At 43.7% G+C, this 17,205-nt stretch carries 10 protein-coding genes; 7 read left to right on the top strand and 3 right to left on the bottom strand.

Annotated elements, in window-relative coordinates; all coding sequences use genetic code 11:
* The 3 genes from R7093_RS22960 to R7093_RS22950 all read left to right on the top strand — a co-directional run.
* On the top strand, positions 1-368 hold a 368-nt coding region (locus R7093_RS22960; RefSeq protein ID WP_318146829.1), incomplete at its 5' end, for a PD-(D/E)XK nuclease family protein.
* Between the two features lie 40 nt (positions 369-408).
* Positions 409-2,274, top strand: coding sequence for a site-specific DNA-methyltransferase (locus R7093_RS22955; RefSeq protein ID WP_132937362.1), 1,866 nt, complete (start codon positions 409-411; stop codon positions 2,272-2,274).
* Complete coding sequence (locus tag R7093_RS22950; RefSeq protein WP_138939193.1) at positions 2,267-4,954, top strand: DEAD/DEAH box helicase family protein; 2,688 nt, start codon at positions 2,267-2,269, stop codon at positions 4,952-4,954. Before R7093_RS22955 ends, R7093_RS22950 begins: the two co-directional genes overlap by 8 nt.
* A 128-nt stretch (positions 4,955-5,082) precedes the next feature.
* Here R7093_RS22950 and R7093_RS22945 read toward each other — a convergent pair whose 3' ends face one another.
* Complete coding sequence (locus R7093_RS22945; protein ID WP_318146828.1) at positions 5,083-9,816, bottom strand: DUF3883 domain-containing protein; 4,734 nt, start codon at positions 9,814-9,816, stop codon at positions 5,083-5,085.
* Positions 9,817-10,353: 537 nt separating this feature from the next.
* Between R7093_RS22945 and R7093_RS22940 the strand changes: the two genes are divergently transcribed.
* Entirely contained in the window at positions 10,354-11,322 is a 969-nt protein-coding gene (locus R7093_RS22940; protein WP_318146827.1) for an LPD25 domain-containing protein, read from the top strand.
* A 54-nt stretch (positions 11,323-11,376) separates the two neighbouring features.
* Positions 11,377-11,559, top strand: coding sequence for a hypothetical protein (locus R7093_RS22935; RefSeq protein ID WP_262668347.1), 183 nt, complete (start codon positions 11,377-11,379; stop codon positions 11,557-11,559).
* 40 nt (positions 11,560-11,599) lie between these two features.
* Here R7093_RS22935 and R7093_RS22930 read toward each other — a convergent pair whose 3' ends face one another.
* Both R7093_RS22930 and R7093_RS22925 read right to left on the bottom strand, forming a co-directional pair.
* Positions 11,600-12,049 (bottom strand): hypothetical protein, encoded by a 450-nt coding sequence (locus tag R7093_RS22930; protein WP_318146826.1) that lies wholly within the window; start codon positions 12,047-12,049, stop codon positions 11,600-11,602.
* The gene (locus R7093_RS22925) at positions 12,033-14,675 is read right to left on the bottom strand and encodes an S-type pyocin domain-containing protein (protein WP_318146825.1); all 2,643 of its coding nucleotides are present in this window, start codon (positions 14,673-14,675) and stop codon (positions 12,033-12,035) included. The genes R7093_RS22930 and R7093_RS22925 overlap by 17 nt, the downstream gene beginning before the upstream one ends.
* A gap of 257 nt (positions 14,676-14,932) precedes the next feature.
* Here R7093_RS22925 and R7093_RS22920 point away from each other — a divergent pair, with 257 nt between their 5' ends.
* Positions 14,933-16,132 carry a ParA family protein gene (locus tag R7093_RS22920; protein WP_017449270.1) on the top strand — a complete coding sequence of 400 codons (1,200 nt, stop codon included), beginning with the start codon at positions 14,933-14,935 and terminating at the stop codon, positions 16,130-16,132.
* Complete coding sequence (locus tag R7093_RS22915) at positions 16,132-17,202, top strand: ParB family protein (RefSeq protein WP_318146824.1); 1,071 nt, start codon at positions 16,132-16,134, stop codon at positions 17,200-17,202. The genes R7093_RS22920 and R7093_RS22915 overlap by 1 nt, the downstream gene beginning before the upstream one ends.
* Positions 17,203-17,205 lie beyond the last annotated feature (3 nt).

Below are 17,205 nucleotides of genomic sequence, written 5' to 3'. Positions count from 1 at the left end.
AAGGTGAAGGCGATACCGTCGAGATTATTGACTTCAAATCTGAGCGCAAGCCAAATATGGAAAAGGACCGAGAGCGCATTTTGCACCATCAGCGCCAGCTCGAGATCTACGCGCACTTGGTCGAAGAAAATACCGGCTACAAGGTGAGCAAAATGCACCTTTATTTTACTGGTGAATCTTCAGGCTTACCGACCATCAGTTTTAATAAAAATACGGCAGCGATCGGCCAAACCATTGAAGACTTTGATAGTATTGTCGACAAGATAGAAAACAAAGATTTTTCGCTCAAAGCTCGACCAGACAAGACATGTGTCGACTGCAGCGCTCGTGCTTATTGTGACCGAAAAAATTGGAAGTTTTGCGCTTAGTAAGTGCTAAGTGACATCAAAGAACAAAGAGAATAAGACTATGTCTAATGACCAGACCAACGTAGAAAACTACGAATTTGAGCCGATTAAAGGCTACCCAATGCTTAATTGGAAAGGTAAACGTCCATTCCGTTCGACTCAGTATTTCCCTGCGCAACTAAAAGAAGTATACGGCCAAGAAGATGATAGCGGTTGGATTAACAAGATTTTCTGGGGGGATAACCTTCAGGTGATGAGTCACTTGTTGAAAGAATTTCGTGGAAAGGTTGACTTGGTCTATATCGATCCTCCATTTGATTCAAAGGCAGACTACAAGAAAAACATTACCTTAAAAAGTAAGAATGCAGCCTCAGATATGCAAGCGTTTGAGGAGAAACAATATGGTGATATCTGGGATAATGATGGTTACTTACAGTTCATGTATGAGCGTTTAATTCTTATTAAAGAACTACTTTCGCCACAAGGTTCTATTTATCTCCAATGCGACTGGCACCAACAGCATCATTTGAGATGTATTATGAATGAACTGTTTGGTGAGCAGAATCTAGTAAATCAAATTGTTTGGAAGAGAGGCCATGCTCACAGTGATGGTAAGCAAGGAGCTTCTCATTTAGGTCGTCTACACGAATATATTCTCCATTACCGTAAAGGTTCCCATTGTATCTTCAATCAGCAATATACTCCTTATGAGCAAGAGTACATTGATAAGTACTACAAGTTTATTGAAGAGGGTACTGGTCGTCGCTATTGGTTAGACAATATTCAAGGTCCGGGAGGGGCATCAAAAGGTAACCCTTATTATGAAGTGATGGGTGTGTCTCGCTACTGGAGATACAGCAAAGAGAAGATGGAGATGTTGATTGCTCAAGGAAGAATAGTACAAACAAAACCAGGGACAGTGCCAAAATACAAACGATATCTTGATGAGATGCCTGGTCGTCCAGTACAAGATGTGTGGGATGATATTCGCAGTTTAGCTGGAATGGGGGCTTCCACCAAAGAAAGGCTTAATTACCCAACTCAAAAGCCTATTGCCTTGTTAGATAGAATAATAAAAACATCTACCAATGAGGATAGTATAGTTTTTGACTGTTTTATGGGGTCAGGAACGACACAAGAAGCTGCAAATAGATTGGGGAGAAAGTTTATTGGTGCTGATATCAACCTTGGTGCTGTTCAAACAACAACCAAGAGACTGGCTTCGGCTAACGTAAACTTTGAAGTTTATAACGTTAATAACTATGAGGTTTTCCGTAATCCTGTCGAGGCAAAGGAACTTCTCCTTGAAGCCTTAGAAGTCCAACCGCTTGGTTCTAATACTATATACGACGGTGAAAAAGACGGTTTCAAAGTTAAAATAATGCCAGTTAACCGCATAGCGACCAAAGAAGACTTAAACGATCTAATTCAAGGCTTCCCTTATAAGCAATTCGAGGAACGTAAAGAAGCGAATCCAAATCAACCAGTAGAAGAGATCATGCTGGTTTGTATGGGGCATGAGCCAGGACTCGGCGCAATTCTTGAGAATGAATCAGGCTACAAGATGAAAGTCGAAGTGGTCGATATTCTGCGTGATAAGTCTGACCTTAACTTTAAGTACGACTCGGAAGCGTCTATTGAAATCAAAGACGGTAAGTTATTTATCGAATCCTTCTACCCACGCAACTTGCTACAAAAGCTTAGCCAACAAAAAGACGACGTGACTGAGTGGCGTGAAATGGTCGAATCTATCATGATCGACTGGAATTACGATGGCGCTGTGATGGAGCCTATTGTTATTGATATTCCAGCAAAAGACGAGTTTGTCGCTGGCGAATACGAAATCCCAGAAGGCGCGAATAACATCAAGATTAAGATTACTGATTTACTCTCTGAATCTTATGAAGAGGTGATTGCGCATGGCTAAAAATGCTCAAGAGAACTTCGAACTCAACAACGCATTCTACGTGCATTTACACGAGTTCTATAAGATGCATCGCGGTACGGTTCGCAAACACTATTCTCGTCTGAGTAAGGCGTTTCTCGATTTTAACGACCCTTCTCGTCCGGGTAGCTTCTTGCGCACACCGCAGTTCGAAGCGCTCGAGATTTACGTCTTCTTGAAAGAATTTTTGGACAACAAACCTGTCTATCAGCTTTTCGAAGATTGGTACGGTAACAAAGGACGCTTCGAAGAACGTGTATCAGGTATTGGCGCCATTGATGGCCAGCTAATGCAAGGGGACATGTTCTGGGAGATGTCTGAGAAGGACTACAAGGGCATCTTTAAAAAGATGAAGGCCAGCAATGGTGGCCGACTGTATCCTAACTACATCTTCGCTCTGACGATGGGTACCGGTAAAACCATCTTGATGGCCACTTGTATCTTCTATGATTTCTTGGCTGGCAACAAAAAGAGCAAAGACGACAACCGCTTTATTCAAAACGCGCTTATTTTTGCACCAGATAAGACGGTGCTGCAGTCTTTGCGCGAGATCGAGTCTTTCGACCACACCAAAGTCGTGCCATCGGAATACATGCCGATTGTTGCAGAGTTTAAGTTTCACTATTTAGAAGATGCTGGGGTGTCGCTTAATACACTTGATGGATCTAAGTTCAACATCATCGTATCGAACAGCCAGAAGATCATCTTGCGTCGCGATAACAAGGGAAAATCAACAGCGGACAAGTTGTTTAGCTCGGGTAAGGAAGCTTATCAGGGCATTGGTGGCGTTGTTGATGACATGATGGACGTTCTCGGTCTTGATTCAGAAACAATGAACGTCGCTCCAGAAGATGAAGCCGATCTTGTGACTAACCAACGCTTTGAGAAAATCAAGCGCCTTCCTCAGCTAGGGATCTTTGTCGATGAAGCACACCATGCTTTTGGTGCGAAGCTCGCAAAAGATATGGGCGCGAAATCCGATAATACGGCGAACTCTTTGCGTAAGACGATTGATGAACTAGCAATCAATCTAAAAGCAGCCGGGACTAGGGTCGTTGGCTGTTATAACTACACGGGTACCCCTTACGTTGGTAACGATGTGCTACCAGAGGTGGTCTACGCCTATGGTTTGCGTAAGGCAATAGACAATAATTACCTGAAACAGGTGAAGTTGCACAGCTTTACTCAGACTCGTCAAAAGCAGTTTCTAGAGATTGCAATCGACAAGTTCTTAGAAGGTGCCGAAGAAGTAGGTCGCCCAGAAGATATGTTGCCTAAAATGGCTATTTTCGGGACGACGATCGAAGAGATAAACGATGTGGTTCGCCCTGCAGTAGAGGAAATTCTCGCTAAACGTGGGATATCATCAGACCGAATTTTGGTTAACGTTGGTGATAAGAAGCTCACTACGGATGACGACATTCGCGAGTTTAACCGCCTAGATACGCCGAAATCGGAAAAACAATTTATCTTGTTGGTGAATAAAGGTCGCGAAGGTTGGAACTGTCGTTCGCTGTTCTCTGTGGCGATGTTCCGTGAGCCGAAGTCTAAGATATTTATACTTCAAGCTACCATGCGTTGTTTACGGGCTGTTGGTGATCGCCAGCACACTGGTCAAGTATTCTTAACCGATGAAAATATGAAGCTGCTAGATAAAGAGCTTCAAGCGAACTTCCGCATTTCTGCCGACGAGATGAAAGAGCCGGATCCGAACAAGGTGACGGTGAAAGTAAAAGTCGAGCATCCGAGCATTAAGATTCCGATTAAGCGCGTACGTCGCCAGTTCAAGTTGATTGAAAAAGAAGATTTGGACAAAGGCTATGAGCTTGGACTAAAAGATGTCGATGTTGACAGATATCGCATAATTCACTCGACCCAAGACGGCCTGCTGATGCCAGATGATCTTGGCTCCGCGAAATCTCGAGTGCATAGCGATATTTCCCATATCAAAGAACAGCGCACTTTTTCAAAGCTTACACTGGTTGCCGATATTGCTCGTTACCTGAACAAACCGTGTTTGGAGGTCGAGAAAATAGTGGCAGGTACCAGCGAAGGCTTCGAAGGTATCTTGAAGATGGTAAATGAGTTCAACGAGGTGCTTTACGATGAGGTTATTCCTCGCCTGTTCAAGGCTATCTATGACATCGAAGCCGAAACTATTACTGAGGAATTCGAAGTCGACCTTGTGAAAGAACCACCAATCGACCCAGGCTATTACCCTGTAACGGTATCGAAAGATAAGGTTATTAGTAAGTCTAGCAATGAGTCAAACCCTAATGTCGCAAAAAGTTTCCACCTCGATAACTATTGCTTTGACTCTAATCCAGAGAGAGACTTCTTCTGGAGCATGTTACACGAGGAGAAAGTCGATAAGATTTGGTTTACTGGTATGCTAACGCACGGCCAGAGCGACTTTGTGATTCATTATGTGGATAGCGAGACACAGCGCGTTCGCAGCTACTACCCAGATTTCTTGATCAAGAAACAAGATGGCTCTTATGTGATGATTGAGGTTAAAGGCGAGCACATGATTGACTCTCAAAATGTAAGAGACAAGAAAGATGCCGCTGACCTAATGGGCGTGGCTTCTGGTATTGGCTACGAAATCATTGCTGGTAAAGCAGCAGAAAGTGGTGCATACGGAAGAGAATTCCTGAACTAGTTACCCCACGGCTAGCACCCCAATATAGGCTTCCACCTAAGTTTTAGAGCTATGGAAGCCTTTTTATATCGCAACTTCTGAATATCTTTAGCAAAGAAGAGAAAGTGCTTCCCAATCTCTTTTCATTGTTATGATCCATTATCAGAACTTTGCATGATGTTATCAAAAATAGCATCGGGGTCATCATTATCAAACATATCGTAAAATTCTAACCCTTTCGAGCGCTCAGCTTTCTCATTCTCTTCTTTTTCAACTAGCTTTCGCCAGTTGTGGTCGAAATAATAAGCCCCAATCTTCTCTGCTGGGTTTACTATTCTGTGCACCACTGGCTCATCACTGGCCATCTGCTCTACAACATAAAGCCAATAGTTATCTTGCTCTTTCAAACAGAGATCAAACTGAGTCTTGCTTAAGCCCACGCCTGTAGCATTCCAGTTATTTAGTACACTCTTAACTTCAACATAAATACGCTCATCGCTGTCCGTACGTTTAGCTAAAATGTCATAGCCGGGGTTGGTACCTCCTAACAACGTCGCTTCAAACCCAGAGCGCTCAAGTAGTTCACAAATTAGTCGTTCGGCCCGATCTGCATACTCTTTTGTCTCTGAAGTGCAGCTGTTATCCAACCTTTCCCCATCATGTCCATTAGGGCTAACATAGCTCAGCATTCGGAACCCAGAAGAGTCACCCTTAATAGTATCGCTTGATGAGGCACTCTCTTTTCGATTCCCTGTCTTAGGGGGATGACTGCTATCTGATGTCGCTCTTTTCTTCTTCACCTCATCAGGCAAAGATAGTGTTGTTCTCTTTTTCTTAGTGGTGCTTTCTGAGCTAGTGTATTTCTTGCTTGCGCCACCGTTTGTTGTTTCTACCTTATCTTTGTCTTTATGCTCAAGTTTACCTTCAAGGGCTGGTTTTTGCTGTTGCTCTGGGATAGTACTTTTCGTCGGGTTCTCGTTACTAGCGAGCTTTTCACTTGTCGGAGCAGTGGTTTCCTTAGACACAGGTTGCTCTTCTAGAGCGGGGCCTTTTATTTCCGAAGAACTGCCTTCTGCGACTTCATCATTTGCTAGCTCAAACTCTGGCGGCGCTTCTGTTTTCAAGGCTTGCATCATTTTTCGCAGTTCGTCGTTTTCTTTTTTGGTTAGGTTCCACCCTTTTCTATCCATAAAGGACTCTGCTCTTTTATCGCTCGCACCAAGAAGACGGATAATAGTATCTTCGTGCCGTCTGAAGTCTCGACGAAACAGCATCTTTGACAGTTCAGAAGCTACGTCTTCTTTTAATAACTCTTCGCTATCTTGCGGGGTATAATAGATAGCGCCATCTCCAGCATATGTGCTGCTATTTATACGCACCGTTACCCTGCCAAGGCTGTAACAGATGTCGATTTGTTTACCAACCAGCACCTCACTTGCTCGAACTACGTCTTGCAGTTGCTCAGAAGTGAGCCAATCTTTGTCTGACGTACTTTTTACTAAGCACGCTAGCAATCTCTTTGTGGCCATCGTCAATAAGGGGTTGTCCGGAGCTTCACACAAGTCCCCCGAAAACTGGGCTTCGGTCTCAAGCACTTCACTGGTAGCTTGGACTCCCAACAATTGAAAAAGAGGTTCATAACGACTTTGAGTTTTCCCTTCTGGTATCCAGAGAAACTTAACCCCTTCCCGTTCTAACTCGGTACGTAACGAACGATGAACATCACTCGCGTAGATATTTTGGGGCTGAACCCAATGAGTACCATGTTTTTTATTTTTGTAGCTGAAACAACGAGCCTCTTCCACAAACTCTTGAAGCCAATCAGGGTGTTCTTCTCCTCCCAATTTTCGAAGATAAGCCAGCAACCTGTCATAAATGACCTCTAATTGATCTCGCAGTTTACCATTAGCCTCCTCATCCTGCAGCGCCAACCATGCCCGTGCAAAATGTTCAGGGCTAGGCTTGTCTGCCACGCCAACAGAACTGATCCAAAACAGTCGAATCTGCTCGTCGTAGAAATCGGAAAGCCAGTGAAACTGATCTCCTAAAACCGAAGACTGGGAAGACCAAATTGCCTGCTTGGCGGTGCACCAATATTTGTCACCAGATGGACAGTAGATCAATGCCTCTCTTTCAAAAAGCTCTCTAAGGTCATCAACCTGGTTCGCTAAACGACGATATATAGTCGATAACTTTTGGATATCCATCTTCTGGTTGCATTCTGACCAATACCTTAAGGTTTTAAGTATTGAATCCGCTGATACTTCTACCGGAATTTCCAGTAATTTGACTAACTCAGAAGGTACCTCTTCGCTAACAAAGTTGAGTGCATCTCCATAGTTTCGGATATTCTCATCTGTTGCCGCGAATACTTCCCCAATCGCCTTTAAGCCATTATTAGTTGGTAACCAAGCCAAACTCTTCATCGCAAACCACAACTCAGTATCCACTTGCGTTTGGTGGTGATGATTGTAAAAGTACTGAATAGGCTCCAATTTCCATGAACGCTTGCTGTTGACCATCGCGACTCTTCCCGACTCTTTTTCCAGAGCTCGGGTCAACCAACGATAGAAATTTTTACGGAATTCTGTGTCTTCAAACTTTTGGGGGGCGAAAAGACAAGCTGGAGAGATAATTAAACAAGCTTTTTTTCTGGGCCGGCTAGGTCCAGACTGCATAGTTTTGAATTCTTTATAGAGATAGTCCCTATAAGTCTTTGAAAAGTTTTGATTATCAAGAATTTCAAAAGGGTAGATGTTGATGCTGTGGTGTTTAACAGGTCGGCTACTTGCTTTGAATACCGAAAAAATGTCGCTTACTGAACGTTTTGGATATTCACGGAACAAACGAATATAGTCGTCAGAAAGGACAATAAACTCTTGTTTTTCTTCGGAACTATAAATGGTTTTCCACTCTGTGCCACCTTCATATGATGGCGGAGTTACAACGTGTTGCTTATCCAAAACGTTAATAACGAACTCTCCGGACTCTACTTTAAGCGGCAATTTAGAGCTCAGTAAGCACAAGTTCTCTTTTTTAAGTGAATCCCAGTTTTGAACCACGAATTGGTTTACTGCCCAAAGAGAGTCTTTGCTGATTTCATTGATGTGTTCTTCACAAAATGGCAACGCTACTTTGAACAAATATTCATCTTGACTCATTGGCATGATTCCAAAAAAGCTCTTGATAAATGTTCGAACTATCTGCTCATCCGCAAGCAGTTTCTGCAGCTCTGGATTCAATAGGGAAAAATCAGCTTTAACTCCGTTTGCAGACAAATCTGGGTATTCAATGCGAGTGTTTGAGTTTTCAAACACTTTATCTTCTGTCGATAGAAGTCGATTATTTTTACAAGGAATAATTCTAGAACTCTCAAATGTGGATTTACATGCCCACGGGTTATTAATGCTTGAAAGCCAAGAATACAGTTGGATAAACCAACTCATCGGTTGCTGTGTTAACTCATCTTCTATCGCCTGTAAGAAAACAACGAGCGCAAGAGGACGGTTCTCAACTTTACTGATCAGAGGGCTCAATTGTTTTTCAAAGTTATAGGCCTGCTGGCTGGCAAAACGCAACTCCTGATAATCATCGTCACAAGGCATCCCTTCGAGCAATTCAGTCAAAGGAGGAGGAGCAATAGTCACCTCAAGAGGCGTTGCAATCTGACCGTCTGTAGTAGGAATAAAACGTAGCTTACGAAGTGTCGAAGATGTGTGTTCAAAAATTGGTGACAAGAACTCTAAGTTACAGTGCTCTCTCAAAGGTATCCAACAAAACGCTTCGCTCATGGGAAGTGTTCGGACTAACTCACAAATACTATCAGCGGCAAACTCTGCCACTTGATTACAAATCCAATGATTCCATTTTTTATCAACTAATATACTTTCTCGGCTAGCTGGTAATAAAAAGTCAGCATTGATTAAGAATGGAAGCCCACTAAAAACCTCTGTCGGAAGATAAGAAAAGACTTTGAACCTTGGGTTAAACGGATTTGTAAGGCCTTTGGGGAATGCTAAACAGAGCTCTCGCTTAATTACGTTCTCTCGTTTGCTCTCTTTTAAGTCTTCAGGAACAAGTATTGTTTTTTTTCTTACAATATAGTCAGTGGTCTTTGTATTTCCTTCACTCTCATTAATTAACGAGGTGTAGCTTTCGTGCTCTTCCTTAGAGTAACGTCGTGTACTCCCATCTAGATGAACTGTCAACTCACTGATTTTATTCAAAAACAAAAGTAACGAAGCATCTAGGTTGTCCAATTCCTGTCGAATTTTTAAAAGGCAGTCTAGTTCAGGATCATCTCGCAAAGGAAGTAAGATGCAGGTGTTGTAAGTCCCAAGATTTTTTTGAACTACTTCTGGGACGCGCTCTTCCCAATAAGGAATAATGTAACCAAGTCCCGTTTTCTCATCACTGTCACGGAAAGAGAATTGGAATCCATTTGAATAAATGTGAGGTGAAGGTGTCACAGAAAAGACAGATTTAAACCCAATGCCTTTTTCTCCAATGTAGCCTGAATCTTTGCTGTTCTTCTTAGTTGACCCCCCAACAGAGGACACAGCCTTAACGTTCTTAAGTTCGAAACCCAGTTCATTATTATAAATAGCTAAACAACCTTTAGTCCCGGCAGTACCAGTGGGGTCGATATCCAGCAACTCGAAATGCAACTTAGGCTCCACTCCTACTGCATAGTGGTTATCCTCAGCGTTCTGGATTAATTCAAAAACAAAGTGCACGTCCTTTGAATAAAGCTGCTCAGACAACACTTGAACACTATTATGCAAATCGATTTTGATGTCATCGCCAAGCATACTCTCACCACTACTTTCCTGAATGTGGTATTTAGTTTTTCGGTATTCGAGGAGCTGCTGTTTTGGGGTCATAACTAATGGCTCAGAAGAAAATATAAAAGTACAGTGTATCGTTCTTATAAATTATTCATCAAGTAAAAGCCCTACTCAAAATCAGGCTTAAAGTTTTCACAATTACGTTGTTTACCCACCAAAAGCGAATAGTTCCCTTTAGCCTTTTCTAAACGAGAAAAATCAGAAGCCGGGAACCTGCTTTATTTCGCGAACCTCTTCACTCGTCCCTCCCTCAATCGGTGGCTCAACCAAGCCAATAAAAAATACAAACAGCGTATTTCCCCATTGTCTTGGCCCTACGGGTCACAATCAGGGCTATAGGGTTCGCGCTGCCAGCCAAGTGCTGTCTGACCTTGGTTGAGAGCTGTGCATTTAGATCCTTGTACTCATTTTCCCTCGTGCGTTTGCGCTAACTTCTTAACCTTTAAAACCTCAGAACCTGCCCGTAAAAAGTGAAATGGACGCTACGCGCTTTTTACGGGCAGAACCATGGAGGTTTTGAAGGGAAGTTAGGCGAAAACGACGGTGAAAATTCAATCAAACAAGGAGCGTATCATGTCACATTCCCTTTCTTCCCAAGTTCACAGCACTACGGCAGCCAGCGCGAGCAACGTATCCCCGTTGCATCACTCAGGCTCTACAACAGTGAAAGTTGCGCCCTGCTCAGTATTGGTGAATTGGTCGGAGTCTTCTCGCTTGAATAAGGGTGAGGAATTCCCATTCGATATTTTTGAGGCCATTGCGTTAAAAGCGGCGTTAGACAATCCACTAGGTGGTTACGATAAAACCGACATTACGGTGAATTTCGATAATGGCCATCAGCACCGCTGCCGCATCGATCTGGGCTGCGGTGGCAATGAGTGTGGGTTTGCGGATCACTGTTTTCGTGTGCTCGAGTACGCCCTATCGCTTGAGAAAAGTGAACCGTCGCATTGGTATTTTACTCACGCTCAAGGGCGCGAGCTACTCGCACTGCTTAAAACATATCAGTTAAATCGGCATACGGTGGCGTTGTCTCGCTCTCAGGTGTTAGCGCGCACCCGTTTAGCGAAAGCCCAACAAGAAGCAGAGGAACTGGCCAAGGCTGAACAAAGAAAGGCAGCCCATCAACAACGAGTGGAACAAGAGAAAACGTTTCAAGCCTCTCTATCAATACCGGATTGGGCACTGGGAGCAATTGTGGCGACATACACGGTCTTTGATGAGGACAACAGCGCTCCCTATGCGGATGATTACCGATTCAATACAGAGAAAACCATTATTCTCGCTTGGTCTAAACATACACGCCGGTTATTTCCAGAATTGCGTAAAGCGTGCTTAAACCATGAGGATACGACGTTTTTAGCGGATAAAGCGCAAAGCTGTGAGCATCGTGAAAACTATTCGATGGGTGCCGGTACCTACCTCACGAATAAAGATTTTATTCGTTGTGGTTGGTCTGTGCGTAAAGTGCGCTTTTGGCGTGAAGACAACAAAGCGGTTTACGTTCCATTGGGTGAACTGGCTCAAACAGTTCAAGCATAACTGTGCGGGGCTAACGCCCCGCCCTACCTTTGCAAACTATACTGAGGCATGACAATGTCACAAAATAGTCATTTCACTATCGATGATCGCTTAGTCCACTTGTTCGAAAAGTTAGCCGCATTAAACCCACCCGTAGGTCAAATGGTGGCCGCGTTGAATGTTGTGCTTGCCGAGAACGGCGAGAAGATTGTGACTAGAGAAGATTTTGAGCGATTTTTAGCTCAGGTTGATGAATAGGAATGAGGAAAGGCGTCACGATGACGCCTTCTTCTACTTATCAAGATGAGCGAGTAGAAAGTCTTACATCTATGATCTGTTTTGGATCTGAATGCGAGATTGTGAAAGTAAGGTCCACTGCATCATCTAATTGATACTGTAACCAACCATTTTTGATCACCCCTGGAAGTTTTCGAGGGCCAACCTCTTTATTTGCAGTACCTAAAGTGGCTAACACCGAATCGAGATTATTTAGGTCACGCATATTTATCTTGTCGTCCGAAAGCAAGTCCAACAGCTTGTTATCAAGAGGAAAGCTAGCGATAAAGAACGTAAGTTCTTTGTTTTGGTTGAAAATCATATCAACTTTGTCGTCGTAACAAACAAGATCATATCGGTCGTCCAGTTCTGGCTCAAACTGCAGCGTGTTTCCTCCAATAAGGGACGTGAAGGAGCTGTTTTGTACTAATTCTTCATAACGGCAATTTAGCCAATTAGTTATTTTTTTCATAAATTCCGGATTCTTCGTTAAGTCTGTTTAGCTTGTTAAAAGCAGCTTCTATGTCTTTTTCAGAGTAACCATAGTCTTTTAGATGTGTTTTTAGAATATTCATATCCTTTTGAGCTGCTTCACGCAAATCTTTTGAGTCTAGGCTACTTTGTGTAGCTGTATTTCTCCCTCCATATGTTCGAGAGAAATCTTTATGCACTTCATGAGGGATAGCAACTCCATTAGTCGCTCTTTTCAATGCTGCTAGTTCTTTTTTAGTCAATGGTTGGCCATCACTTTCAGCCCATTTTTGGATAGCTTTGAAAGACGGAATATGATCTATATCCATTCCATCTTTAACACTTCTTGGAGCAAGTTCCCCGTATGTTCCGACCTCAAGGGGCTTCACCTGGGGGGTGGCTTTGCCCGAACTATTTTGTTTGTAAACTACATAGAGCGGAGCAATGCCTGAGCTTTCAGGGAATACCAAGATCGCATCACGCCAGTCTTTCTCTTCAGGCGCAGGCGTAACGGTGACGTTCGCATCGCTATCCGAGTGGATTGGCGTGACCAGTATATCGTCTTTTTCAAACCCATCACTATGATCGGGGGTAGTTTGCCAACTTGCTTCACCGTTTTCTTCTGGAGTCCAATATATGGTTGGTCCGTTCTCTTCAATCGCAACGGACAACTGACCATTGTTCCCTTGTTTCACATATTTGATGGGGATTCGTGTGTCATCTACATGATAGCCCTGTACGTGCGGATAAAACTCACCATCTTGGGGCTCGGTAATGTGGACACGAACGCGGCTTTGCGCCGTGGTTACTTGGCGTAAATCTTGGTCTGTGTATTGGGTGTTATCGCCAAATAAGCTTTGCTGCATGGCAAACAAAGCGCCAATACCTTCGACCTGCCAGCGGTAGCCCTCGACGATTTTGTCTTTCAATGTGCCGGCCAGTTTATCTAACTGCATCGCTGCGGTTTGGGTTTGCTGCATTTGCTCTGGGGAACCGGCGACAGCTGCGGAACTGCCCATAGCCATTTGTGCTTGTGTCGCTTGAATGGCGGGTATGACAGCAGCTGGGTTTGCATTGGCTTGTGCAAAGAAGAATGACCAAGGACCAAAGTTACTTATTGACTCTTGTTGGTCGCCAATTTCAACACATCCCTCTGGTCTGGTGCAGGATTTAGCGAACACGAGCGAGCTTGTGGCGTCTTTTAAATTGAGGATTACCACATCGCCTTCTATGCAATCGGCAGTGTTAATGGCTCTATATTTGGTCAACCCGAGCAATGGATCACTGTGCTGATAATGACTGTTGCGGATGTTGTTGTAAGTTTGTGGGCGCAGCGGCGGAAAGGTATTCTTTTTGTCCGGTGCTTGTTGTTGCTGTTTCTCAGCAACAATAATTTCATCACCTACCGCAAGTGACAGAGGGTCGGCCTCAAACACTGGGTTAAGCAAGAGCAAGGCTTTAGCTCCCATACCATATAGTTCAGCGATGCTTTGCCAGTCTTCCCCTACCGTTACGGTGTGCGTCGCTGCGGTTTGTTCCGCTTGCGTCTCATCGTTGTTACCTTCTGAGCGCGCTTCTTCCGGCTGTTTGACCGCATCAAACAATGCGGGGATATCCAACTTTATACCGTTTTCACACAGCCAATCTTCACTGAGATTATCGAGCTCTTCGCGCGTGATTTGTCGCTCAAGATAAATGATGTATTGATTTTCGATGATTTGATCGGCTAATTTCCAATACACCAAAATAGCGCTTTGGTCTTTAGTAAAACCACGCTCGTCATTGAGCTTGTCTTGTGTCGATTGCGTAGCGTAAAACGCCCATTTTTCTTCCCCAAGAATTTTGTATTCTTGGACAAGTTCACCATCATTAAAGTGGTAGTAATAGCCTTCTGTAGGCAAACCTAAACGTTCACCCAATCGCACTGCAGGGACAACAGGTATAAAACCTTCCTCAGCTTTATGGCTGCCGGCTTTTTGTAATGTGACGGCTTCCAATGGTGTCAGTCCGAGATTGTCATCAGCGATGTGGATATTTAAACGCTTTGGCTCATCAAACACACATAACGCTGTGTAGCGGGTGCCTTGCTCGGTATTGGCTTGCTCCCAACGGGTCACCGCGTTCTCTTTTTCAGTTTTCGCTAAAGCAAAGTCACTGTGCACCATTTTCTTTATGGTGGTATCCGAGCATCCGACTTCGAAGCTGTACTCAAACTCCTTGATTAGTTCCTCTTCACTTTCGGTTGCGATTGGCGGCGACGTGTAAACTTGTTCGGGCGTCGAGGTTTCCAAGATACAAGAGCGGTAACCTCCCGTTGTTCTGGTGGTTTTCGTTATTGCTAACAAATTATTAGCCGCATCATCCGAAAGTTCAGAGATAACCTCAGAATTCAGCCGCCAAGTTTTAGGACCTATTGGGTCGTTGTAACTAAGTAGAGCGGGAATTTGAGGCGTATCACTCACGAGCACGAGATTGCCTTCGTAGAGATGCTGCTTTAGCTGTTCAAAAGTAAGATGTGAAGGAATAGCAGAGGCGATATCCGCTTCCGAAATATTATGGAAGTTGCCCTCTATCAATCCAAATTCATGAGACATCACTTCCGAAAGAGGGAGGACTTTGTGTGACACGTTAAGACCTAATTTAGACCAAGAATACTCCTATAAAGCAAAACTTACGCCATGTAAATTTACCAATAAAAACAAAAACTTAAATAATTGCTAGCACTGAGAAATTAAGATGTTGTCAAATTTTCTAATTTCTCGTCAATCTATCCAATTTATTGAATCAGCACCTGAGTCAAAAAAATAAATCGTTCCATTAATTTTACCTACACACCTTAAAAATTAAGGGATATACTATTTCCAATTCCTACACGGAGGCAGAAATGGATACTCAACAGACCACCCAGAGCTTTCAATCGCTTAAACAAGGGGCTGATGCTTATATCAAGCGTCGAAACTTACGATTACTCGCGAATCACCGCAAAGAGCTGCGCAACTTCACTCGAGCAGAAGCTTCCACCTATTTAGCTATTGATGCTAAAACTCTTGATCGATATGTTACTTCTGCAGGTATCGACCCGCGTCGCCATGAGGACTCTCAATGGTCGATTGATATAGAAGAAATGTATCGTGTAAGAGACTTATTACCTGAAACCTTACGTAAAGAGCCGAAATTCCAGCGTGGTGAAAAGCAGTCAACGCAAGTTATCGTAATCCAAAACCAAAAAGGTGGTGTTGGTAAGACAGTATCTGCCGCAACTGTAGCATCGGGCTTAGCGACGGAGTTTCACCAAGAATATCGAGTAGGGTTAATCGATATGGATGGCCAGGCGACTCTATCTATGTATTACGCGCCAGAAGCTGACCAGGAAGGCAACCTTTCTGTGGGCGATCTCATTATGCGTAACTTTGACTTAGACGAGGATGAAACGTTCGAGCAAGCGGTATCTGAAGCGTTCTTAGAAACCACCATCCCCAACTTACGTATTCTTCCTGCTTCGCAAAGTGACAGAGCAATTGAAGGGTGGTTTCATGAACAAGTATTCACACATAAGCTACCATCCCCCTACTCTATTTTGGCCGACATCATCGATGCAGTAAAAGATGAATTCGACATCATCATCATTGATACGCCGCCTTCTCTAGGTTACGCGACTTACAATGCGTACTTTGCAGCAACAAGTGTTGTTTTCCCGTTATCAATTACCGAAAACGACATCGATGCTACTTGCTCATACTTTAGCTATATCCCACAAGTTTGGGCGTTGTTAGCCAATGCGAATCATCAAGGATATGATTTCATGAAGATATTACTGACAAACCATCGTGATAGCTCAACGACTACCGAGTTGATGAATAGCCTTTATGAACATTTTGCGCCTTACTTATATTCCAAAGAATTCAAGCATAGCGAAGCGATTAGACAAGCTTCTTCCTTACTTGCCACCGTTTTCGATATGTCAAAAAGCGAATACCCGAAAAGCAAATCCACTTTCCAAACGGCGCAGCAAAATGGTTATGAAGTAATTAGCCAAATTCAACGAGATATTTTGAGTGTTTGGCGCGAACAGGAGCAAGCATAATGGCAAAAAAACGTGGTGGTAGTCCACTAGGTAATACACCAGGCGCAGTTGAGGCTCAACAGTCAGCAGCAAAAGCGAACCTGACCACATTAACGCAACAGCTCACGGCTGAGCTGGATAGAGCCGGCACTAATGCAGCTGAGTTTTTGCGAGAACAGTTTGGAATTGAGTCTGTCGGTCAGAGCGTGGTTTGGCAGTTAGCGTCGGGGAATAGCGCGACCTTCAATGAAGTGACTCTGTCATACGAACAAGTTCGTGATGAGACGTTTGTTACCTTTGATGTGAACGGACGCGATCAATCGCTTCTTACGGCAGAATCTCTATCTGATTTGAACTCCCTTGAATTTCAACAGTTCTACCCTGCTGTAGGTCGACAAATCGATGGCAAGATTGATGTATTAGATGGCTCTCGCCGTCGAGCTTGGTTCTTACTTCAAGGAGGTCGAGTTAAAACATTCCGTATCCTTATTACTCAGAATGAAATCTCTGTCAGTGATGCTAAGGCGTTGGCCAAGCAGCTACAAACTGCCAAAGAACATAACCTGCGTGAAATTGGACAACAATGCATCGCCATCAAATCGGCCAACAAAGAGATAACTCAGGCTGAGATTGCGAAACAAGTTGGGCTTAGCCAAGCCGGTGTAAGTAAAGCGATGAAAGCAGCCAGTATCGACGAGAAGCTGGTTAAGCTATTTCCGATTGTAAATGCCCTTTCACACCCAGATTATGCCCTACTCGATAAGGTAATGAAGGCCTGCGAAGACAAAAAACAACTTACTGACTTCGTAAAGAAGATCGAAAAAAGTCTTGTCAATATTCAGGCTGAATATTCGCTTGAGGATCAGAAAGACGCCATTGTTTCTGCTATCAAAGCTGAGCTAAAAGTAGCAGAAACAAAGAAAGAGTCAGACAAAGCGGAAGTCACTCCCCTCGCCCAATTCGATAGCAAAGGCATGTTTGCCCGCAAGCGCGTGAAGGGCCGTAACTTCTCTTATGAGTTCGGACGCTTGTCTAAAGAAATGCAAGACAGGTTAGATTCAGCGATCGCTAAGGTTCTAGAAGAGAAATAGTCT

The organism is Vibrio sp. 1580 (assembly GCF_033340055.1).
The sequence above is the reverse complement of the archived record's forward strand: the minus strand, read 5'-3'. Positions and strand labels throughout refer to the sequence as shown.